Here is a 22,630-nt window from a genome sequence, read left to right as displayed (position 1 = left end):
CTTTTTTTATATAAAGGACAAAAACATGGCAAATGACAAACACGTGATCATTGGTGCAATGGATGAAGAAGTGGGTGCTTTAGTGGCGCGCATGGAAAATGTGGCATCATCAACCATTGATGGCATTGAGATTCATGAGGGTTTACTTGGTGGTCAATCAGTTGTGGTGGCAAAATCTGGCATTGGTAAAGTCAATGCAGCTTATACGGCCACAACTTTAATCAAAGCTTTTGCACCTAAGCAAGTGATCAACATTGGTAGCGCCGGTGGCACAAAATTGGGTCAATCTGTGGGCGATGTGGTGATTGCCAATCGCTTGCAATATCATGACTTTGACATTGGGCCAAATACGCCCACTGATCCGCGTTTTATTTTTGAGCAAGGTCATGCCGATTTAACGGGCATTGAAACTGTGCTCAATGAGTTGAATGTGCCGCATCACATTGGTTTGATTGTGTCCGGTGATCAATTTGTGACTAAAGATTCTGATGCCTTTAAACGCATTCAAGCCAAATTTGATCAAGCGGTTGCAGTTGATATGGAAGCGGCAGCGATTGCCTGTGTGTGTGAAAAATTGGGCACGCCATGGATTGTACTTCGCTCCTTAAGTGATGTGACGCACAATGAAGGCAATGATATGGATTTTGAAACCTATTTGGCCAAAGCAAGCGCCAATTCAGCCTTGATTGCGCAAGAGTATGTGAAATTGATCTAAATGTTATGATCTGAATGTAAAAAGACCGTTTTGCGGTCTTTTTTATTGCCTGACGTTCTGATCAATCCTTGTTAAGATGACATGTAAATGTCTGTTTCATCTTTCATCGGAGAATGCATGTACACAAAACGTTGGTATCCAAAGTATCACATTGCCCCTGAACGCGGCTGGCTCAATGATCCAAATGGTTTGATTTATTTTAATGGGCAATATCATCTCTTTTTTCAACATCATCCGGATGCACCCAAATGGGGATTGATGCATTGGGGGCATAGAGTCAGTGAGGATCTCGTGCATTGGCAATCTTTGCCCATTGCTTTAACGCCATCAGAGCCCTATGATCGCGATGGCTGTTTTTCAGGATCCGCTTGGGTGAAAGACAAAACTTTGCATCTGTTTTATACCGGCCATGTGGTTGTGGATGATGGGATGGATCCGCCCATCATTCGGCAAGTGCAATGCTTGGCCACAAGTGAAGATGGTGTACACTTTCATAAACATGGCGTGATCATTGAGCCGCCGGCAGGTTACATGCATTTTCGGGATCCAAAAGTTTGGCAAGATGCAACAGATTATAAGATGGTTGTGGGCGCAGCCCATGAAACGCGCGGGGCAGAGATCTTGCTTTACCGCTCTGATGATCTGATCACATGGCATTTTGAGCGCATTTTTTGGCAAACGGATCGTGCGGATATTTATATGTTTGAATGCCCTGATTTAATGATCATTGGCAATGATGCTGTTTTGATGTGCTCGCCGCAAGGCATGCAGGCAGAGGGCGAACATTATCGCAATCTTTTCCAAGCCGGTTATTGGGTGGGACAATATTCTGATGGCATCTTTACGGCGACATCCGGTTTTCAGGAGCTGGATCGCGGTCATGATTATTATGCGCCGCAAAGTTTTGTGGCAGCCGATGGCCGGCGCATTGTGATCGGATGGATGGACATGTGGGAGGCGAATATGCCAAGTGCGGCGGAAGGCTTTGCAGGTGTGATGACGGTGCCGCGGGAGATTGAGATTAATGATACAGGTTTGCTCACACAAAATCCTATACGGGAATTGTCTATGCTACGAAGTGAGCCTACAACGCGAACGCACATTAATCTAACGGATGGTATGGAAAATCTCTATCTATCCACGAAAAGTGCAGAGATCATTTGCCAAATTGATTTGACACAAACAACCGCAGGCAAGGCAGGGCTGTATTTGGCAGCCTCCGGTGATTTTTCTGAATATGCAGCGTTGTATATTGATCAATCTTGTGGGCGTTTGTTTTTGGATTTAAGTCGTATGGCATCGGGCAGCGATGATGAGCGCTCCATTCCTTTACCCATGGGAGATGCGCTGACATTGAGAATATTGATGGATGCATCCTCAATTGAAATTTTTGTCAATGATGGCGTTGCGGCATTGTCGAGTCGGATTTATCCTAATAACTCAACACGGGCAATGGCTGCCTTTGCAAACACCGGCACTTTGAAGATCACAAAGCTTGAGCATTCGGTCTTGAAATCGATGCATGAATGATCAATCAAAGGTTGGCATGGCCAACCTTTTTTTATGTCATCACTTACCACGTGGGCGCGGGATCACTTTCCAATCAAAAGGTGAAAAGCGTGCAAAGAGTACCATGCCCGTGAACCAAATGGTGGTGCTCATTAAAACTGTTGCGGAGATCGCGGGATTCGCTTGCCATAAATCCACGCCCACCACTAAATACCAACACGCCAAAAAGCTACCCCAAGCGTGGGTATAACGTTTTGCCTGCAGTAAACCGCGCAAAGGAAAGAGGAGGGGCACAATCCAAATGATGATCAAAAAGCCCTCCGGCAATTCTGAATGAATTTTTTTCAGCACGATGCCAAGCAACAGTGTGATGAATAAAATGGCATAGCCTGCGAGCGTCAAAATGCGCGATAAAGGAAGAATAGGGTGGTGCATAACAGATCCATTATGAGTACAATGAAGCGATTTTACCATGTTTTCAAACGAGCGGGATCATCATGCCAGAATTACCAGAAGTCGAAACCACCAAACGCGGCGTTGCGCCATATTTGCTCAATGAGTCGATCACGAAAATCGACATTCATCATCGATCATTGCGTTATCCTGTGGAAGATGCCATTTTATTAATGGAAAATCAAACCATTACGGATGTCACGCGCCGTGCCAAATATTTGATGATCCACACGGCAGGCTTTTATTTGATTGTGCATTTGGGTATGTCCGGCAGTTTACGCGTGAGCTTGCCTGATGAGCCATTAAAAAAGCATGATCACTTGGTGTTCCATCTCTCAAATGGAAGGGCGCTGCGTTATCATGATCCGCGCCGTTTTGGTTTTGTACAGCTCTTTCAAGGCGATGTGACGCCTGATTATCTCACCAAATTAGCGCCGGAGCCTTTGAGCGATGCTTTTAATGTGGAGTATTTTCAATCCATCATTGCCCATCGAAAACAGCCCATTAAGGCCTTTTTGATGGATCAGCACTTTGTGGTGGGCGTTGGGAATATTTATGCCAATGAATCATTGTTCATGAGCGGCATTCATCCTTTGACTCGCACACAAGATTTAACACAAGCGCAATGCACCACATTGGTGAGCAATATTCGTGCAGTATTGGCGCGCTCGATTCAAGATGGCGGCACCACATTGCGTGATTTTATTCAGCCCGATGGCTCGCATGGTTATTTTGCGCAAATGCTCTCTGTGTATGGGCGCGAAGGGCAGGCTTGTTTGACGTGTGGCACTTTGATTGAAAAATGTATTGTGGCACAGCGCTCGACATTTTGGTGTCCGCATTGTCAGCCAAAACATGATTAATTGATATTTTAAATGATAAAATGACTAAAATTTGTTATCCTATGAGACGATTATTTATGTTTGTCAATCTTAATGTAACCTAAAATTAACGATCCATCGGTAGTTTTGATTAAAATTAAGTATTGAGTTGTATTATCAGAGAATAAAAACCGATTATATGGCACGATACGTTCACTGTATATGTAGGTAATAATAAATTTTAGTTATTATGTATGTAAGGCATTTCGATTGGCGACCCGATCTACGAGAAAGGAGAACCAATGTCAGAGGCGACACAAACAGAGAATCTTCAACCCCTTGAGCTAGAAGACATCACCATCATCAAGGATGATCAATTTAAAAAAGCCATTACCGCGGCAGCCCTTGGCAATGCCATTGAGTGGTTTGATTTTGGTGTATATGGCTTCTTAGCTTATGTTTTGGGCAAAGTCTTTTTTCCAGAAGCATCACCGAGCGTGCAATTGGTGGCATCATTGGCCACATTTTCCGTTCCATTTTTAGTGCGTCCATTGGGTGGCGTATTCTTTGGCGTGCTGGGCGATAAATTTGGCCGTCAGAAAGTTTTAGCCATCACCATCATCATTATGTCCGTGAGCACATTTTCAATCGGGCTCATTCCATCGTATGCGAGCATTGGTATTTGGGCACCGATCCTGCTTTTAGTGGCCAAATTGGCACAAGGCTTTTCTGTGGGCGGTGAATACACAGGCGCGGCGATTTTTGTCGCAGAATATGCGCCCGATCGTAAACGCGGCTTTTTAGGCAGCTGGCTGGATTTTGGTTCGATTGCCGGTTTTGTGCTAGGTGCCGGTGTTGTGGTCACCATTACCATGTTGCTTGGCCAAGAGCGCTTTGAAGAATGGGGTTGGAGAATTCCATTTTTCATAGCCGGTCCCCTTGGCATTATTGGTATGTATTTGCGCAGTGCGCTAGATGAAACGCCCACGTTCCAGAAGCATGCGGAAAGTTTAGAAAATGGCGAAGGCGAGGCCAAGCAATCGCTACTACAAATCATCCGTCAGAATTTTAAAAGCATTATGGTGTGCATTGGCTTGGTGATGGCGACAAATGTGACGTATTACATGTTGTTGACTTATATGCCAAGCTATCTCTCACACAATCTTGAGTACAGTGTGGATCATGGCGTGTTGATCATCATTGCCATTATGTTGGGGATTTTGGTAATCCAACCGGTGATTGGCCTATTAAGTGACCGTTTTGGCCGCCGCATCTTTGTGCAAATGGGCAGCATTGGTTTATTTGTCTGTGCAATTCCTGCATTTTACCTCATCAATACCGGTAACGTTGTCCTCATCTTTTTTGGTTTGATGGTGCTTGCCACGTTATTGAGCTGTTTTACAGGTGTAACGGCATCAATTTTACCGGCGATTTTTCCAACCCATGTGCGTTACAGCGCGATGGCCATTGCATTTAATGTGTCGGTATTGATTGCCGGTTTTACGCCAACCGCGGCTGCATGGCTTGTGGAAGCCACGCACAATTTGTACATGCCTGCCTATTATTTAATGGTGATTGCAGGTGTTGGATTTTTAACGGTGCATCACATGAAAGAGACCGCCAATCGCCCACTTCGTGGTGAAACGCCGGTGGCATCGAATCGACGTGAGGCCAAAGAGATTTTGCAGGCGCATTATGATCGCATTGAAGGCAAAATTGAGAGCATCGATGAAGAGATTGCCCGCTTACAAAAACGTCGAGAGCAGTTGATTTTACAGCACCCCGAAATTGATGAATGAGTGTACTTAATTTTAGGCACAAAAAAAGCATTGTGAAAACAATGCTTTTTTTATGATTCATCCGAGATTAAGAGGCAGATTTACATGCCACACCATTTTTGGATTTGCCCATAAAATTGGTGAATGTGGCATCTTTGCCTTTTGTCCATAATTCATAGATGCCGCCAGCATATTTAGCGCCACTTGCAGAGATAACATTGGCCAATAAGACTGGCGCTTCACCATTCACAGAGACCAAGGCAATGCTGTTTTGATCATTGTTCATGAAGGTTGCTGTCACTTTATCTGCACCGCACACATAATTTTCTACAGCGGCTGTTTCATAACCTTTAAATGCAGAGGGTTCTGTGGTTGCACATGCACCTAATGCCAACGCAGCAGCAGAAAGGGTGATGAGTTTGATCGCTTTTTTCATAAAAAGTCTCCTATGGGGTAAAGGCCCATTATAGGCATAAAGCCTATAATATGGCTAGATCTCTACTGAATTATTCAGAGCGCGTGCGACGTGAATGTGCTTTTGGTGCACGTGGACGATCGCCTGCAGGACGCGCAGGGCGGTCTGATCTTTCAGATTTAAAACGTTTCTTTTCAGCGCCACGAGAATCACGATCACCTTTTGGTGCATCAAAGAACTCAGAAGCAGATTTACGTTCTCTTTTTGGTTTTTCAGCGCGCGCTTCGCCACCACGAGATTCGCGATCAGCGCGTGGTGCACGTTCACGATCACCACCACGGCGAGCACCGCCAGATGATTTACCGTAACGGCCATTGCCGCCACCGTTACCACGGCGTGAGCGACCACCTTTTTTGTTGCGGCTCTCTCTGAAATCATTTGGATCCAATGTTGGTTCTAAACCTTCCACTGTGGATACATCGATTTTGAAAGAAGTGTAATCAGAGATGTCGCGCACACGTTTGTGATCACGTACATTCACTAAGCTGATGGCATCACCTTTACGACCCGCACGGCCTGTACGACCAATACGATGCACATAATCTTCCGCTTTCATCGGTAAACCGATGTTGATGACGTGTGTCACTGTCGCGATGTCGATGCCGCGGGCAGCAACGTCTGTGGCCACTAAGATTTTAGTGCGGCCTTTACGCAATGTTTCTAAACGGCGATTACGCACTTTTTGTGGAATGCCACCGTGTAAGAATGTGACAGAGAAACCTTCATCTTCTAACAATTCAGCAATCTCTTCACTTTCGATTTGCGTTGGGGTAAACACAACCGCTTGATCTAAGCTTGGAGAGCGCAACCAATGCATTAATAATTCTCTTTGGTGAGAACGGTCATCGGCAAAGTTGATTTGTTGCGTGATGTTGTCATTTAAAATGCTTTTTGAAGAGAGCTCAATTTTATGAGGTTCAGTCATCATCTCTTCAGCTAAACGCATGATGTTTTTTGGGAATGTGGCTGAGAACATTAAGTTTTGTTCGCAGTTGGTACACGCTTTGTGGATGAGTTCTAAATCTTCGGCAAAGCCTAAATCCAACATGCGGTCCGCTTCGTCGGCCACAAAGAATTCAACTTCTGACAAGTTGATGACTTTTTGATTATATAAGTCTAATAAACGGCCAGGGGTTGCCACTAAAATGGTCACATTTTCCAATTCACGGATTTGTTGACCATATGGCATGCCGCCCACAACGGTAGAGATGCGAACGCCTTTGGCCATGCCTTTTAAGCGAATGGCTTCTTTGGCAACTTGTTGTGCCAATTCGCGCGTTGGGCAAAGCACCAATGCTTTGGGTTTAATGTTGTCTTTCATTTTGCTAAAACCACGTTCACCTTTAGGGCGGAACGGACGCTTTTCAGCCGGTAAGTCTAATAAAATGTTTAAGACAGGCAATAAGAATGCAGCAGTTTTACCGCTACCTGTTTGGCTGCTGACCATTAAATCTTGGCCAGTCAATGCAATCGGTAATACTTCAGATTGTACAGGCGTCGGGGATTGATATCCCATTTCATTTAACGCATTTAATAAAATAGGATGTAGATCTAAGTCTGAAAAAAGCATAAATAATATATCTACCTCAAAGTGATTTGAGGCACCTTAACTTGATTAAAAAGGGAGGGTGTTCACGGAATACTACGTGGCGGCTTGACGCGCGAGGGTGAGGCAAATATAGAAATATGCATGTAGACTCTAGAATTCAATGAAGCCTGTGAATTATACAGACTTTTTTATAAAATGATAGCGCTGTTTAAATATAGATGACATTTTGTGTGGATGCGCATGGATGGCCTTCTGGTGTAATGGTTGGTTAATTTTATCGTGCTGATAAAAAATATTTATGATGATAATCGTGGCATAAATTCATAGACTGATTATACTTAACTTTATGAGAAATGACTATTTATGTAAATATTCGTTCCCATGTACCAAAGATATATTATAAGTTTGTTAAATAAAACGTAAATTGTAAGGATCATAATTCGTGGCAATCAAAAATACATTTGGCATTCACAACGAAGATTTAGATGTTTTATTGGATATTAATGATTTTACTCAATCGGATGTGGATAAACTCCACCAATTGCGTCCGATTGTTGAGTCTAAACTCCCGGAACTCACAGAAAAATTTTATGTACAGTTGCAGGGCAATGAAACCACAGCGCATTATTTAGAGGGGCGTTTAGAGGCTTTAAAAGCAACGCATTTGGCCTGGCTTAAGGGTTTATTTACGGAAAATTTTGATCAAGCCTATGTGGATTTTTTATGGAACATTGGCCGCGTACACGCAAAACTGCACATTGCGCCACTGTTTGTGGCCGCAAGCATGAGTTATTTGCGCGCAGAGTTTCCAAAATTAATCAGTTATGAAGAGGCGCAATCATTGGGATATACACAATCTGAGTTGGTTTCCCCGATTTTAAAAATGCTCGATATTAATCAGTTTGTGATTGATAACAGTTATAACGAGCGCCTATTAGAAGTGACGGGCATTTCTAAAAAATTGTTACAGCGCCTGATGAGCTGATTTAAATTTGATATTGTTTGATGGACCAGCTTTGCTGGTCTTTTTTTTGTCGTGTGATTGTCATGGTGTTGTCATATTGATGGGGTATGCTAATTGATATGAATCAATAAATAGGATGTGAGAAAATTCTTTGATGATAAGAATCTTGAATTTAGAAAATTTCATTGCTACTCTCAGCAAAGTTGGTTTAACCAACTAATATATAAATATAAAACAAAGGAGTAAGGATGAGCATAAAAAATACATTCGGCATTACGAATGAGGATTTAGATGTATTGCTGGAGATTAATCATTTTACACAAACAGATGTGGCGATTTTACGAGCGTTGCAGCCGCTTGTTCTGCCAAAGCTTGGGCAACTGACGGAGCAATTTTACGATCAATTGCAAAGCAATCAAACCACCGCCCAATATTTAGAAGGGCGCATTGATGCGTTAAAGGCAACGCATTTGGCTTGGCTTCAGGGGTTGTTTACGGAAAATTTTGATCAAGCGTACGTGGATTTTTTATGGAACATTGGCCGCGTGCATGCAAAGCTACACATTGCGCCACTGTTTGTGGCCGCAAGCATGAGTTATTTGCGCGCAGAGTTTCCAAAATTAATCAGTTATGAAGAGGCGCAATCATTGGGATATACACAATCTGAGTTGATTTCCCCGATTTTAAAAATGCTCGACATCAATCAATTTGTGATCGACAGCAGTTACAGTGACCGCTTATTGGAAGTGACGGGAATGTCGAAAAAATTACTTCAAAGATTAATGGGTTAAAAAATCCCACTCACATGAGTGGGATCGATTGGGTTGCCTTTATTGGCCATGGCGGCGTTTTAGCACCGCAATCACATCTTGCCAAGCTAAATCTTGATCATGAAGCAAAACTGTTGCGTGATATAAAAGATCCGCAGCTTCATTGACAAGCTCTTCTTTATCCTTCACCGTGGCTGCAAGTGCCACTTCTACACCTTCTTCACCTACTTTTTGGGCAATGCGCTTGGTGCCTTTTGCATAAAGGGCTGCTGTGTAAGAACTTTCAGGATCCGCATTTTTACGGGATTCCAATAGCTTCTCCAATTGACTGAAAAAGACCCAAGGCAATTGATTTGAAACGCCATCAAAGCAGCTTGTATTGCCTAAATGACATGTGTTGCCAATGGGATTGACTGTAATGAGCAGCGTATCTTGATCGCAATCTAATGTGTAATTGACCACTTTTAAGAAATGGCCAGAGGTTTCCCCTTTTGTCCATAAGCGGTTTTTGGTGCGAGAGAAAAAAGTCACCACTTGTTCCGTGAGGGTTTTTTTCAAGGCTTCTGGCGTCATCACGCCAAACATCAACACTTCTGCCGTTTGATAATCTTGCACAATCACTGGCAATAAGCCGCCAACTTTTTCCCAATTGATTTTGCCGTGGGCTTTTAAGCCATGGGCGCGTAGGTAATCTTTCAGCTCGCCAATGTGCACAATTTGTTTGTGAAAGGCCGATGCGCCAAGGGTGCCGGCGGCATTGCCTTTGGTATAAGCGTCTAGAAAATGTTCAGGTGCGCCTGCGCCGCCCGATGCCACGATGGGCAATGAGGTCAATGCTGAAAATTTTGCCAATTGCACCAAATCATAGCCACTTCGAACGCCATCTTGGTTCATCATGTTTAACACGATTTCACCGGCGCCGCGTTTTTCAACCTCTTTGATCCAATCTTCCGTGCGCCAAGTGGTTTCTAAAGTGGTGTCAGGATCGCCCGTTAAAGCATAGACAAAGTAATCATCGCGCGCTTGATCATAATAAGAGTCAATGCCCACCACAATGCGCGATTGGCCAAAAGTTTCTGAGAGCTCATTGATTAAATCAGGATTGGCTAAGGCAGGGGAGTTGATGGATATTTTCTGTGCGCCATTGTCAAATACCACTTGTGCATCTTTCACAGAACGAATGCCACCAGCCACGCATAATGGTACATCGATCACAGCGGCGACTTTTTGAATCCATGATTTGTCCACCAAATCATTTTTGGTACTCGCGGTGATGTCGTAAATGACGATTTCATCCGCGCCTTCTTCATTGTAGCGCTTGGCAAGCTCTACAATATCGCCCATGATTTCATGATTTTTAAATTGTGTGCCTTTGACCACAACACCATCTTTGACATCTAAACAAGCCACTATTTTTGCAAGCATTCGACTGCCTCCTGTACGGAAAATTGATTGTCTAATAATGCGCGCCCCACGATGACACCAAAAACATTGGTGGGTTGAAGGGCTTTGATGTCATTGAGCACGCCAATGCCGCCCGATGCTTGAAATTGAATGGATGGATAAGCAGCTGTAATTTCTTGATATAACTCGACATTTGAGCCGCTGAGCATGCCATCTTTAGAAATGTCTGTGCATAAAACATGTTCTAACCCCACCATTAAAAAATCATCAATGACAGATTCTAACGTTTTATGGGATGTCTCTTGCCAGCCGCTGATGGCGATGCGTTTTTCACCGTGTTCGATGCGCACATCTAACGCAAGCACCAAGCGATCCGCACCAAAGCGCTTAAACCAAGTTTTGACGAGCTCGGGCGATTGAATGGCCGTTGAGCCAATCACCACGCGTGCGACGCCAATCTTTAATAAGTTCTCGACATCCTGTTCTGTGCGAATGCCGCCGCCTACTTGAATGGGCACATTGACAGATTTAACCAGTTGTTCGATCGTGGTCAATTGGCGCTTGAGGGGATCTTTTGCACCGTCTAAATCCACCAAATGTAGATAAGTGGCGCCGCCTGCAATGTAGCGCTGAAATTGTTCAATGGGAGAAACCATAAACGTGGTTTGCTTGCCATAATCGCCTTGCTGCAAACGCACCACTTGACCATTGATTAAGTCTAATGCTGGAATGATAATCATAATAATCCCTTAGAGCTTGGTAAATCTGTGCCTTCCACTTTGATGGCTTGGCGCAATGTGCGGCCAAACACTTTAAAGAGAGACTCAATTTTATGATGAGTGTTTTTGCCCTTGGCTTTGAGATGCAATGTGCAGCCCAGCGAATAAGCGAGCGAACGGAAAAAGTGCGGCACCATTTCTGTGCTGAATGTGCCGATTTGATCGCGTTTAAATTTGGCATCAAACTCTAAATGTGGGCGGCCAGATAAATCGAGCGTGCATGATGCTTTACATTCATCCATCGGCAAGACAAAACCAAAGCGGGCAATGCCGCGTTTATCGCCAAGGGCTTCACGCAATGCTTCACCTAAGGCAATGGCGGTGTCTTCCACTGTGTGATGATCATCGATTTCGATGTCGCCTTTGACATTCAGTTCTAAACGAAAGCCGCCGTGAGTGGCAATTTGATCCAACATGTGATCAAAAAATGGCAATCCTGTATGGATGCGGCTGTGTCCCGTTTCATCTAAATACACTGTGACATTGATGTCAGTCTCTTTGGTGGTGCGCGTCACGCTCGCTGTTCTTGGTGTGCGATCGCCACTGCATGATGTCATGGGCACCAATTTTTCCACAATCAATGGCCAAGGCAGTTGCTCAGGATGATATTGAATGGCAGCAATGCCCATGTTTTCTGCCAGCGCCACATCTGTTGGGCGATCGCCAATCACATAGCTGTGATTCGGATCAAACAGCTTTTCATCCAAATAGCGCTGCACCAAGCCCAATTTTGGTTTTCTGCAATTGCAATCATCCTCTTGAAAATGTGGGCAAATGAGCACTTCATCAAATGTAATGCCTTGAGATTCAAAGAGTGCCATCATTTTATTGTGGGGCGCATCAAAGGTCTCTTGTGGGAACGATTCTGTGCCAAGCCCATCTTGATTGCTCACCATCACAAAGCGGTAACCGGCCTTTTGCAGGGCAAGCAGCGCTGGAATCACGTTTGGCTCAAAGCTTAATTTTTCAAGGGAATCGATTTGAAAATCGGTTTTTGGCTCATCAATTAAGGTGCCATCACGATCTATGAATAAAATATTTTGCATCTCTCTCTCTCTCTCCTAAACAAAATTTTTAAGGGCTGTGATGACGCGCGCCATCTCATCATCCGTTCCGATGCTAATGCGAATGAGGTCACTGAAAGCACCCGATTGACGTTTCACATAAATGTGTTCGTTTTTAAGATGCGCGATGATGGCGTCGGCCTTGGTCACTTTAATGAGCACAAAGTTGGCATCACTGGGATAAACGGTGGTCACACAATCGAGGGTTTGAAGTGCTTGGACAAACGTCTCTTTTGTGGCTTGAATGCGCGCCACATTTGTGTGCATCTGGGCAATGGCTGACTCTGTCAATGCAGCCTCAGCAATGGCCACAACGGGAGATGGCATGGGATAAGGCGCAATCACTTTTTTAAGGGTGCGAATCACATTTGGATTGGCCACCGTAAAGCCACAGCGAATGCCCGCTAAACCAAAGGCTTTGGACAGCGTACGAATGATGGCAAGGTTTGGAAATTCAGCCAAGCGGCTTGCAAAGCTTGGTTGATTGGCAAACTCAATGTACGCCTCATCCACCACCACAATGGCATTGTCAGCAGCGCGTAAAATGGTTTCCATATCTTCCATTTTCATCACATTGCCGGTGGGATTATTCGGCGAGCAGATGAACACCACTTTGGCATCTTTCATGGATTCTAAAAGCGCCGGCACATCTAACTGAAAGTCTTGTGTTAAAGGTGCTGTCAGCACTTTTGCCCCCACAACTTGGGCATCAATGGCATACATCCCAAATGTGGGCGGTGAGCAGAGAATGGCATCTTCATCGCCATTGCAATGGGCTTCAATGATGAGCTTAATGGCCTCATCGCCGCCAAGGGAGACAAGAATATTGTCCGGTTTGACGCCTAAAAATTTTGCATAGCGCTCAATCAATACTGTGGGCTGAGATTCAGGGTAACGATTAAATGTTACATCTGTCAGGGTAAATGATTGTGGATATGGGTTTTCATTGGCATCTAAATAGATGGCACGTGGATCTTCATCGCGGGGCGCGACAGTGTAGGGTTCTAATGTATTGAGGCTGCGTTTTTCGATGTTCATGCCATCTCCTTTACTTGTGCTAAACGAAGATCAACGGCCAATTTGTGGGCATCTAGCAGCTCTTTTTCTGCCAATAGGGAAACCACAGGGCCCAATGCTTTTAAACCTTCTTCGGAGATTTCTTGAATGGTCATGCGTTTACTGAAATCGGCCAATCCCAAGCTTGATACAGTTTTTGCATAGCCATAAGTGGGCAAGACGTGATTGGTGCCAGAGGCATAATCGCCCATGGATTCAGGTGAATATTGTCCCACAAAGACAGAGCCTGCATGCTGAATGCTTGGCAATAGATCACGCGGTGCTTTGGTTTGTAAAATTAAGTGCTCTGGTGCATATTGATTGCTGACGCGTACGGCTTGTGCCAAATCATCCACAATGATGGTGGTGCTGTGGCGAAGGGATTCGGTGGCCACATCTTTGCGAGAGAGGCGCACAAGCCAATAATCTAACGAGGCATTGACGCGTTCAGCCATGTTTTGAGATGTGGTGACTAAAATCACCTGAGAATCCGCGCCATGCTCCGCTTGGGAGAGGAGATCGGATGCCACAAAATCAGAATTGGCAAACTCATCGGCAATCACTAAAACTTCAGACGGACCTGCGGGCATATCAATGGCTGCACCATTAACGCGTTGGCTCACCTGGCGTTTGGCTTCTGTCACATAACTGTTGCCGGGGCCAAAGATTTTATCCACTTTTTCCACTTGCTCGGTGCCAAGGCCCAATGCAAAGATGGCTTGCGCACCGCCCATGGTGTAAATGGTGTCGATGCCACATAATTTTGCAGCGTAGATGATCTCATCGGCAATGGTTGGCGGAGAGGCGAGCACAATGCGTTGGCAGCCGGCAATTTGTGCCGGAATGGCCAACATTAATACGGTTGAAAAGAGGGGCGCTGTGCCGCCAGGAATGTACAGTCCCACTTTTTCAATGGGGCGTGTGACCACTTCACACAACACGCCTTTTTGTGTTTCCACCGATACAGGTGGCATTTGTTGGGCTTTGTGGAATTGATAGATATTGTCATACGCATTTTTAAGGGCAGCTTTGAATTCATCGGAGAGATTTTGCGCCGCTGCGTCAAAGGCAGATTGTGGCAGCATCACTTCTGTTAATTCTGTGCCATCAAATTGCGCTGTAAAACGCAGCAGGGCCGCATCGCCTTCTGCTTCGATCGCCTCGCCAATGGCGCGCACGCGATTTTCTAAACTTTCGGCACTCATCTGTACAGGGCGCTGTAAAATTTCGGCCTGTTTTTCGGTGGACAATTCATTCCAAATAACTGTACGCATCACAACTACTCCATCATTTTTTCAATTGGTAACACTAAAATTGCGCTGGCCCCTTTGGCTTTGAGGGCTTCCATCGTCTCCCAAAAGAGGGATTCGGTGCTCACCATGTGGATCGCAACGCGTGATTGATCATTGGTGAGGGGTAAAATCGTTGGGGTTTCAGCCCCGGGCAATAATGAGCAAATCTCTTCTAAGCGATCTTTCGGCGCATGGAGCATGATGTATTTTGATTCAATCGCTTGCGTGACGCCTTGAATGCGGCACATGAGTTTATTGATGAGCGCTTGCTTATCTGCACTCATCGGCGCGGTGGTTTGAATGAGAGCGGCGGTTGAGCGATAGATCACATCCACTTCGCGTAAACCATTGGCTTCTAATGTCGCGCCGGTTGAGACCAAATCACAAATGGCATCGGCAAGGCCGGCGCGCGGGGCAACTTCGACAGAGCCATTGAGCATCGAGGTTTTAAAGGGGATGTTTTTCTCATCTAAAAAGCGCTTTAACAGATAAGGATAAGAAGTTGCGATGCGTAGATTGGTTAAATCGGTGACATCTTGATACGGGCGTTCTTTAGGCAGCGCGATGGATAAACGACATGCGCCAAAGGGCAGCTCTTTTAAGGCGATGTATTGATTGTCCATTTTGCCTTCACGGCTAAGGGCAACTTCTTCAAGGACATTTTGCCCCACAACGCCGATGTCCACAACGCCATCAAAAATGAGCCCAGGAATGTCGTCATCGCGCACACGCAAAATGTCGATGGGCATATTTTCCACATGGGCAATGAGCTTATCTTTTTGAATGGTGATTTTAAGGCCGCATTGCTTGAGTAGATTTTCACAATCTTGGCTGAGTCGACCAGATTTCTGGATGGCAATTTTCAAACGTTGATTTTGCATGGCATTCCTTTGGTGTTTTTTGAATTATCTTAATACTGTACTACTATAATAGTACAATTGATTTGATTTAATGCAACCATTTTTTTATAAAATTTTCATCTCTGTTATAGTAATGATCACTAAGAGAATGAATTGATAAGAAAATTAGCCCAGATGAATCAATAATAAGGAGTGCACATGGTGAAAACATTGCTCGGCGAATCCCCCGTTTGGAGTGAGCGGGATCAATGCCTGTATTATGTGGACATTTTAGGCAATGCCATCATTCAATATGATCCAATCAAAGATGCGCATCAATCATGGCCTGTGGATGAAAACATTGGTTGTATTGGATTAATCAAAGAGGGTGGCTTGATCGCGGCAATGCGTACGGGCATTTATACACTCAATGCTCAAGGTGAGAAAATAGCGCAGTTAGCGAGCATCCCGAGTGATCCTGCACACAGTCGCTTTAACGATGGCAAAGTGGATCCGTGGGGGCGATTTTGGTGTGGCACGGTGGATGAAGCCGGTGGCAAATGCGCAGTGCTTTGTTGTGTGCATCGCAATGGTAACCTAAAGGTGATCGATAGAGATTTACAGATTGTCAATGGCATTGCTTTTGCGCCAGATGGCACATATATGCTCTATTCAGACACCAAAACGGCCACAATTTATCGATATCCGCTTGATCCAAGCACAGGAGAAATCATCGGTGAGCGCAGCATTTTTGCCAAAGGCGGTCAACCCGATGGCGGACAATTTGATGCGCTCGGGCGCTATTGGAGCGCTGATTTTGGGGCAGGGCGCTTAACGGTGCGAAATGCAATGGGTGACATCGTTGAAACCCTCGATGTGCCGAGCAAATATTCCACCATGATGGCATTTGGCGGTAAAGATTTAACCACACTTTTTGTCACAAGTTCCCGCGAATATGCGGATGCTTCAGACAATCACAGCGGACGATTATATCAATGCAAAGCGCCTGTCAAAGGGGTGCCTGCCCACTATTTTTCTTTAGGAGCATAATTTATGAATAAAAATTACACAACCGCACATTATCATTCCTTAAAAGACAAAGTCCTATTTTTATCGGGTGGGGCTTCTGGCATTGGGGAAGGCTTTGTGGAAGCCTTTTTGCAGCAAGGGGCAAAGGTTGCATTCATTGATTATGATGAAGCGGCGGGTAATGCATTGGTGGCACGCTTAAATCATTCGGATCTCTATTTTCAGCCCTGTGATGTGCGGGACATAGCAGCCTATCAAACGTGTATTGATCAAGCAGCGCACCATTTTGGTGGCATTGATGTGTTGATCAATAATGCCGCGCGTGATGATCGCCACAGCTTATTTGAGGTGACAGAGGCCTATTGGGATGATCGCATGAACATCAATTTGCGCCATCAACTCTTTGCCATTCAGCGCATTGCACCAATCATGGCAAAACGTGGCGGCGGAAGCATCATCAATATGGGTTCGACTTCATGGATGCAAGGTTTACCAAATATGGTGTGTTACACCACTGCAAAAGCTGCCATTTTCGGCATGACGCGCACATTGGCAAGAGAACTTGGCGGAGACAATATTCGCGTCAATTGCTTGGTGCCAGGGGCGATTCGTACGAATCGCCAAGATCAAATGTGGGCAGATGATCCGAAAGGTTTAGAAAAAGCCCATCAAGAATTTTTAGATAAACAGATGCTAAAATTTCGCCTAGAAGTGGAAGATTGTGCGAAAATTGCCCTTTTCCTTGCCTCAGAAGAGAGCCGTGGTTGCACAGGTCAAGATTTTGTGGTGGATGCAGGCTTATTGTTTCCGGAGTAAACAGCATGAAATGGATGTGGTTAAGCACAGTATTATGGTTGCCAAGCGCGTGGGCGGTTGATGAGCGATCTGTGAATAATCGTTACACAGCGCTGCTTGGCGCGCCACTCATTGCCAGTGATTATGCAACAAAAGCGCATGATGCTTATTGGCAAGATTATGATGCGCTAGAGGCTGCTTTTTTAGCGGAACCTTTTTTAAGCACAGATGCCATGACAAAGATTGCGAGCCATTATGCAACTCTTGCCAATGAACCTGCCATGGTTTGGGTGAAAGATGAAGGTGTCACGCAAAATGGGACATTGTGTTGGCGCACCACAAACACCGATTGTTTAGCCGATGTGTTGGCAAAATTACCCCGTGTGTTGCAAAACATAGCTGACAATGCCGCCATCATTGCGCGCTATGATGAGGTGTTTGCCAATCATCCGGTGGAAACATGGGTTTGGTATCCCAAAGATGCCGTGATGATGACGCCCTTTCCACAATATCCGCCCCTTTTGAACATTGCTAAGCTGCAATTGGCCGCCGGCACTGCAGGCATTTTGACGGATAATATTGATGAAGGATTGCAAAACTTTATGGGCGTGCAGCAGCGCATCAGCGAAATGACAAATGCAGAACAAACCACCGGAATTTTGGCGGTGATGGTGGCGCTGTCAATGCAAGATGGGCTCAATCAATATTTAGAAGCCTTGCTGCAAAGTGAAGTGATTGAAGCTTTATTGGCCAGCAGTCATTTACCACAACTGTTGCAGATTCATGAAGCGTTGCCCGCACAATTAGAGAGTGCTTTGCAGCGGGCGCTCCATTTTGAATTTGGGCACTTAGCAGAAGAGGAAGCCACAGCCTCGCGTCAACATTTTATTGATAAAGCTGAACACATCATGAAGCGCCATCAGCGCGTACAAACGACGTATCAACAGCTCGATGCGTCCTAAGGCGCCAATGATTGTGCGGTATTGCCATTTGGATAAAGTGTGAGGATGTATTTTTCAAATGCCAAGGCCACTTTTGGCGTGCCGGTGCGCTTTAAATAGGATAATACTGAAGATAAATAGGGTTCGCTCGGTTGCAAAGTGAAGCCTAAATGAGCACTCAGATCTTCATAATGGGTTTGCACTAAAGTGGGATCATCATTCAGTGCGCGAATGTTGACTTGCATACCCGCAAACAGTGTACGAAGTCCCTCTAAATTACCTTTGATGACAATTGAGCCATGATCTTCCCCTTCATATTGCGCATATTGATAGTGAAGGCGTGAAAACGGCTGACTTTGTAGATAATCATTGAAGGCTACAATGGCATCATAATGATGGGTTAAATGGTCTCGGCGCTCTGTTTTGCCAACTTGCGTGAGGATCAATTGAATGTTGTGAAAGTCTTGTCCGCGCGCGGCTTTAAATTGCTTGAGCATCCAGGCATCGTCCCACCAAATGCTCGGATCATGAATGATGTAAGCATTCATGGAGTGATTGCTCAAAAGGTGATTAAGGGCGGTGATGCCACCAAATGAATGGCCAATTAAAATGTTATAACCATTGGTGCGATGGGTTTGCTCGATCAATGGGCGAAGGGTGCCTTCGAGAAAATCAAAAAAGGCTGCATTGCCGCCAGTGGCGCCATTGATGGCATGTGATGTGACAGGCGTGCTTGGTGTGGATGGCGTTAAATCTCGCGTGCGATCGGTATTGATGATGCCCACAATGATCATTTCAGGCAATGATGGATAGGGCGCTTTAGAGAGTTTTTCCACAATGCCGGTTAAATAATGGAAATTGCTTTCGCCATCGAGTAAATAAATGACGGGATACGTTTGTGACGGATAATCTTGATACGAAGGTGGCACATAGACTTGTACCTTACGCGCCTCATCATTTAAGCTTGGAGCAGATAATGTGGTGATGTTGCCAATGGTGATGGGCTGTGCAAAGCCGATGGGCATCAGCACACAAAAGAGCAGGATAAAAAAACGCATGATCATGATGTCTCTGGTCAATAATTAGATAATGATAGTCATTCTCATTTGATATGACAAATTTTTATTAAAAAATATTGACCCTCACTGAAGAACGCGCTATTAATAATGGACTATTAAACAATAGCGCCGATTTACACAACTTGCGGGCGAAAACAGCTAAACAGTGCAATCCATCATTGAATGTTTACGTTGGCTCGAGATTGGCGCAAGGCAATTGAAGGAGCCATCATGACAACATTAGGGAAACGATTGATCACTGCAGCAACATTGGCATTGAGCTTAATTTTAGCCGGTTGCGGCAACAGTGAAACAGCACAAAATTCTGAGAAAAAAACCATCACCTTTGGCACAACGCCTGGCATGTTTGCAGACATGGTGCGTGATTCAGTGGGCCCGCAATTAGAGGCAAAAGGTTACACGGTTAAATTAATTGAATTTAATGATTATGTGCGCCCGAATCATGCATTGGCCAGCGGCGATTTAGACATCAATATTTTCCAACATAAACCCTATTTGACCCAATTCATTGCCCACAATAAAGTGGATTTAATCCCATTGTTCCAAGTGCCAACGGCGCCGCTTGGTGTTTATCCCGGTAAATTAAAAACATTGGCTGATGTCAAAGAAGGTTCCATCATTTCTGTGGCCAGTGATCCAAGTAACTTTTCACGCACGCTCGTATTGTTGAGCCAATTGGGTTGGATTACGTTAAAAGATGATGTCAATCCCATCACTGCCTCTGAAAAAGACATTGCAGAAAATCCAAAGGGCTTAAAATTCATCGCCATTGATGCTGCACAATTGCCAAGATCGCGCGCAGATGTGGACTTTGCCGTCATCACTGGTAACTATGCAGTGGATGCGAAAATCCCCTTAACAGAAGCACTGTTCCAAGAGCCAAGCTTTGAATACATCAACTGGTCCGCCATTAAAACGGCCGATCAAAATGCCAAGTGGGTGAAAGATGTAACGGATGCTTATCATTCAGAGGCGTTTAAAGCTTATGCCAATGATGTGTTTGCCGGTTACAAATATCCTGCCGCATGGGCAACAACAGAATCTAAGGAATAATTATGAAACGATTGGGCAGAAAATTATTGGCAACCGGCGCGCTTGCGGTGAGTTTAATTTTAGCAGGCTGCGGCAATGATCAAGGGACACAATCCACAGATAAAACCGTGATCACTGTGGGCACAACGCCTGGCATGTTTGCGGACATGGTGCGCGATTCTGTCAAGCCACAATTAGAAGCAAAAGGTTACACCGTTAAATTGATTGAATTTAATGACTATGTGCGCCCAAATATGGCATTGGCGGATGGTGATTTAGACATCAATATCTTCCAGCATAAGCCTTATTTAGATGTGTTTAAAGGGCAGCGCCATTTGGATTTGGTTGAAGTGTTTCAAGTGCCCACAGCGCCTCTTGGCATTTATCCTGGGAAATTAAAATCATTGGCAGATCTCAAAGAAGGTGCGCGCATCTCTGCACCGAATGATCCGAGTAACTTTGCCCGCGCCATTGTGATGTTGGATGAATTGGGTTGGATTAAACTCAAAGATGGCGTCAATCCCATTTTGGCCACGAAAAATGACATTGCAGAGAACCCAAAAGGCATTGAGCTTGTGGAGTTAGATGCGGCGCAAGTGCCAAGATCCCGTTCGGATGTAGATTTTGCCATTATTAACGGCAATTATGCCATTGATGCCAAAATTCCGTTAACCGATGCACTTTTTCAAGAGCCAAGCTTTGCCTATGTTAATTGGAGTGCTGTGAAGTCTAAAGATATCGGGGCGCCGTGGTTAAAAGATGTGACGGATGCATACAATTCAGAAGCCTTTAAAGTGTACATTGCCAAAATTTATCCTGGTTTTAAATTACCGGCGGCATGGGGTAATCAGCCATAATGAGTAGAATCGAAAGCCGCTCAATGAGCGGCTTTTTATAGCGCGCGTTTAATGCGCTGATAAATGGTGAACATCAATAACGCAACCATTGCCCATAAAATGCCATTGAGAAATGTCATTGAAATGATGTTTAGAGCCAGTGCAACACACAATGCACCGAGCACGAAGGCACGATCGCTTTTGCCCATTGGCCCATCATAGCGGCGCTTTTCCCCAATCAGGGGCGCCATAACGCCAGCATATTCTGACAATAGGGCTAAAAAAATCATACTGAATACGGCAATATTATTGATGCCTGCAATGGGCAATAGAATCAGCATTAAAGCTGTGTCTGAAATGACATCGCACAATTCATTGAGATAAGCGCCCAATTTCGAGGCTTGCTGATGTTCGCGGGCAAGCATGCCATCAATTGCATTGAGCGCCATGCGTACAAATAACCAAATGGGCATGAGCCATAAGATCATAAAATTGGGCAGGCTGACAGCGATGATGCCAGCTGTGAGAATGGAGCCTAAGCAGGCAAAGATCGTCACTTGATTGGCAGTGATGCCGCGCTGATACAGTGTATGAACAAGCGGGCGAAGTAAATTTTGAAATTTAGGTTTGAGTTGATAAATGGTGATCATCTTATTTTCTCCTGAAGTGTTTAATTATATTGAACGATGTTTATTTGCCTGTCAAATAAAATAAACACTGCTTATTTTTAGTGGACGAAAAATCTTGTTAAGATGCACGCAAAGGAGGAAACAATGAAAGAAAAATGGGATGCCCGTTACGCAGCACATGAGCATTTATATGGCAGTGCGCCAAATGCCTTTATTGCCAAAATGGTGGAAAAACTAGATTTCTTTGGCACATCGCTTGCAATTGCAGAAGGGGAAGGGCGAAATGCGCTCTATATTTTAGAAGATGCCATGCGCCATAATCGCCCGATGACGATGCTGTTACAAGATTATTCAAGCGTTGGGCTCAGCAAGGCTAAAGTGCGCGCTGAATCCATGGGATTGACCATCGAGACACAATGCATTGATCTCAACGATGCCGCTTGGCCGTCACAGCATTATGACAATGTCTTTTGTGTGTTTGGGCATTTTGAACCTGCACTGAAAGATAAAACATTGCGCGGCATTCGTGAGAGCTTAAAGCATGAGGGATGGTTTGTGGGCGAGGTGTATTCAACCGCGCAACTTGCCTATCAAACGGGCGGGCCGCCTGTGGCTGAATTGTTGTATGACGTTGAGGATTTTCTTGCCGTCTTTGCTAACGATCGCATTCATCATCTATTTTTAGGGGAAGTGATCCGCTCAGAAGGTGATCTACACAATGGTTTGTGCCATGTGATTCAATTTGCCATTCAAGTGAAAAAAGGCTAAAGCAACGCCATTAAATTTAAGCCATAAATATAAATGGCTTAAAATTTAAGTTG

The 22,630-nt window shown here is 44.8% G+C and carries 22 protein-coding genes and 2 pseudogenes; 12 read left to right on the top strand and 12 right to left on the bottom strand.

Annotation, left to right across the window (positions count from 1 at the left end; all coding sequences use genetic code 11):
- Positions 1–25 precede the first annotated feature (25 nt).
- Positions 26–715, top strand: a complete 690-nt coding sequence (locus tag B9T20_RS03200; protein WP_094489781.1) for a 5'-methylthioadenosine/adenosylhomocysteine nucleosidase — start codon at positions 26–28, stop codon at positions 713–715.
- Between the two features lie 117 nt (positions 716–832).
- On the top strand, positions 833–2,245 hold the full coding sequence (locus B9T20_RS03195; protein ID WP_094489780.1) for a glycoside hydrolase family 32 protein: 1,413 nt from the start codon (positions 833–835) through the stop codon (positions 2,243–2,245).
- Between the two features lie 39 nt (positions 2,246–2,284).
- Here the strand turns inward: B9T20_RS03195 and B9T20_RS03190 are convergent, their stop codons facing one another.
- On the bottom strand, positions 2,285–2,659 hold the full coding sequence (locus tag B9T20_RS03190; RefSeq protein ID WP_018122998.1) for a DUF2069 domain-containing protein: 375 nt from the start codon (positions 2,657–2,659) through the stop codon (positions 2,285–2,287).
- Between the two features lie 62 nt (positions 2,660–2,721).
- On the opposite strand from B9T20_RS03190, the gene mutM reads away from it, so the two are divergent.
- The gene (gene mutM / locus B9T20_RS03185) at positions 2,722–3,540 is read left to right on the top strand and encodes a bifunctional DNA-formamidopyrimidine glycosylase/DNA-(apurinic or apyrimidinic site) lyase (RefSeq protein ID WP_094489779.1); all 819 of its coding nucleotides are present in this window, start codon (positions 2,722–2,724) and stop codon (positions 3,538–3,540) included.
- 260 nt (positions 3,541–3,800) lie between these two features.
- A complete protein-coding gene (proP, locus tag B9T20_RS03180; protein ID WP_094489778.1) occupies positions 3,801–5,297 on the top strand; it encodes a glycine betaine/L-proline transporter ProP in 1,497 nt (498 codons plus the stop codon).
- A 67-nt stretch (positions 5,298–5,364) separates the two neighbouring features.
- On the opposite strand, the gene B9T20_RS03175 is transcribed toward proP, so the two are convergent.
- A complete protein-coding gene (locus B9T20_RS03175; protein WP_094489777.1) occupies positions 5,365–5,712 on the bottom strand; it encodes an MliC family protein in 348 nt (115 codons plus the stop codon).
- Positions 5,713–5,782: 70 nt separating this feature from the next.
- Positions 5,783–7,321, bottom strand: coding sequence for a DEAD/DEAH box helicase (locus tag B9T20_RS03170; RefSeq protein WP_094489776.1), 1,539 nt, complete (start codon positions 7,319–7,321; stop codon positions 5,783–5,785).
- A gap of 421 nt (positions 7,322–7,742) precedes the next feature.
- Between B9T20_RS03170 and B9T20_RS03165 the strand changes: the two genes are divergently transcribed.
- Together B9T20_RS03165 and B9T20_RS03160 are read left to right on the top strand one after the other, a co-directional pair.
- Positions 7,743–8,285, top strand: coding sequence for a protoglobin domain-containing protein (locus B9T20_RS03165; RefSeq protein ID WP_094489775.1), 543 nt, complete (start codon positions 7,743–7,745; stop codon positions 8,283–8,285).
- A 227-nt stretch (positions 8,286–8,512) separates the two neighbouring features.
- The gene (locus B9T20_RS03160) at positions 8,513–9,055 is read left to right on the top strand and encodes a protoglobin domain-containing protein (protein WP_094489774.1); all 543 of its coding nucleotides are present in this window, start codon (positions 8,513–8,515) and stop codon (positions 9,053–9,055) included.
- 39 nt (positions 9,056–9,094) lie between these two features.
- Here the strand turns inward: B9T20_RS03160 and hisIE are convergent.
- The 7 genes and pseudogenes from hisIE to hisG form a co-directional block, all read right to left on the bottom strand.
- Positions 9,095–9,682 (bottom strand): annotated as a pseudogene (hisIE, locus tag B9T20_RS10315) (bifunctional phosphoribosyl-AMP cyclohydrolase/phosphoribosyl-ATP diphosphatase HisIE); the annotation flags it as partial.
- Positions 9,683–9,706: 24 nt separating this feature from the next.
- Positions 9,707–10,459, bottom strand: a pseudogene (gene hisF, locus B9T20_RS10310) (imidazole glycerol phosphate synthase subunit HisF); the annotation flags it as partial.
- Positions 10,444–11,178, bottom strand: a complete 735-nt coding sequence (hisA, locus tag B9T20_RS03150) for a 1-(5-phosphoribosyl)-5-[(5-phosphoribosylamino)methylideneamino]imidazole-4-carboxamide isomerase (protein ID WP_094489772.1) — start codon at positions 11,176–11,178, stop codon at positions 10,444–10,446. The pseudogene hisF and the gene hisA, both read right to left, overlap by 16 nt.
- Positions 11,175–12,263 (bottom strand): bifunctional histidinol-phosphatase/imidazoleglycerol-phosphate dehydratase HisB, encoded by a 1,089-nt coding sequence (gene hisB / locus B9T20_RS03145; protein WP_094489771.1) that lies wholly within the window; start codon positions 12,261–12,263, stop codon positions 11,175–11,177. Before hisB ends, hisA begins: the two co-directional genes overlap by 4 nt.
- A gap of 15 nt (positions 12,264–12,278) precedes the next feature.
- Complete coding sequence (hisC, locus tag B9T20_RS03140; protein ID WP_094489770.1) at positions 12,279–13,319, bottom strand: histidinol-phosphate transaminase; 1,041 nt, start codon at positions 13,317–13,319, stop codon at positions 12,279–12,281.
- Positions 13,316–14,611, bottom strand: a complete 1,296-nt coding sequence (hisD, locus tag B9T20_RS03135; RefSeq protein ID WP_094489809.1) for a histidinol dehydrogenase — start codon at positions 14,609–14,611, stop codon at positions 13,316–13,318. Before hisD ends, hisC begins: the two co-directional genes overlap by 4 nt.
- A gap of 5 nt (positions 14,612–14,616) precedes the next feature.
- Positions 14,617–15,510, bottom strand: coding sequence for an ATP phosphoribosyltransferase (hisG, locus tag B9T20_RS03130; RefSeq protein ID WP_094489769.1), 894 nt, complete (start codon positions 15,508–15,510; stop codon positions 14,617–14,619).
- 177 nt (positions 15,511–15,687) lie between these two features.
- Between hisG and B9T20_RS03125 the strand changes: the two genes are divergently transcribed.
- The 3 genes from B9T20_RS03125 to B9T20_RS03115 are packed head-to-tail and all read left to right on the top strand — an operon-like array spanning position 15,688 to position 18,254.
- Positions 15,688–16,518, top strand: a complete 831-nt coding sequence (locus tag B9T20_RS03125; protein ID WP_094489768.1) for an SMP-30/gluconolactonase/LRE family protein — start codon at positions 15,688–15,690, stop codon at positions 16,516–16,518.
- A 3-nt stretch (positions 16,519–16,521) separates the two neighbouring features.
- On the top strand, positions 16,522–17,313 hold the full coding sequence (locus tag B9T20_RS03120) for an SDR family NAD(P)-dependent oxidoreductase (RefSeq protein WP_094489767.1): 792 nt from the start codon (positions 16,522–16,524) through the stop codon (positions 17,311–17,313).
- Positions 17,314–17,318: 5 nt separating this feature from the next.
- Positions 17,319–18,254, top strand: coding sequence for a hypothetical protein (locus B9T20_RS03115; RefSeq protein ID WP_094489766.1), 936 nt, complete (start codon positions 17,319–17,321; stop codon positions 18,252–18,254).
- On the opposite strand, the gene B9T20_RS03110 is transcribed toward B9T20_RS03115, so the two are convergent.
- Positions 18,251–19,291: an alpha/beta hydrolase gene (locus tag B9T20_RS03110; protein WP_233491521.1), complete on the bottom strand. Its 1,041-nt coding sequence runs from the start codon at positions 19,289–19,291 to the stop codon at positions 18,251–18,253. The two genes, B9T20_RS03115 and B9T20_RS03110, sit on opposite strands and share 4 nt — an antisense overlap.
- A gap of 231 nt (positions 19,292–19,522) precedes the next feature.
- Between B9T20_RS03110 and B9T20_RS03105 the strand changes: the two genes are divergently transcribed.
- Together B9T20_RS03105 and B9T20_RS03100 are read left to right on the top strand one after the other, a co-directional pair.
- Positions 19,523–20,365 (top strand): MetQ/NlpA family ABC transporter substrate-binding protein, encoded by an 843-nt coding sequence (locus tag B9T20_RS03105; RefSeq protein WP_094489764.1) that lies wholly within the window; start codon positions 19,523–19,525, stop codon positions 20,363–20,365.
- A 2-nt stretch (positions 20,366–20,367) separates the two neighbouring features.
- Positions 20,368–21,201: a MetQ/NlpA family ABC transporter substrate-binding protein gene (locus tag B9T20_RS03100; RefSeq protein WP_094489763.1), complete on the top strand. Its 834-nt coding sequence runs from the start codon at positions 20,368–20,370 to the stop codon at positions 21,199–21,201.
- Between the two features lie 35 nt (positions 21,202–21,236).
- On the opposite strand, the gene B9T20_RS03095 is transcribed toward B9T20_RS03100, so the two are convergent.
- Positions 21,237–21,830, bottom strand: a complete 594-nt coding sequence (locus B9T20_RS03095; RefSeq protein ID WP_094489762.1) for a CDP-alcohol phosphatidyltransferase family protein — start codon at positions 21,828–21,830, stop codon at positions 21,237–21,239.
- Positions 21,831–21,953: 123 nt separating this feature from the next.
- On the opposite strand from B9T20_RS03095, the gene B9T20_RS03090 reads away from it, so the two are divergent.
- Complete coding sequence (locus B9T20_RS03090) at positions 21,954–22,577, top strand: class I SAM-dependent methyltransferase (protein WP_094489761.1); 624 nt, start codon at positions 21,954–21,956, stop codon at positions 22,575–22,577.
- Positions 22,578–22,630: the final 53 nt, after the last annotated feature.

Origin of the sequence: Wohlfahrtiimonas sp. G9077, from assembly GCF_002252155.1 — a bacterium.
Taxonomy (GTDB): Bacteria; Pseudomonadota; Gammaproteobacteria; order Cardiobacteriales; family Wohlfahrtiimonadaceae; genus Wohlfahrtiimonas.
This window is presented reverse-complemented; position numbering and strand designations above follow the sequence as displayed.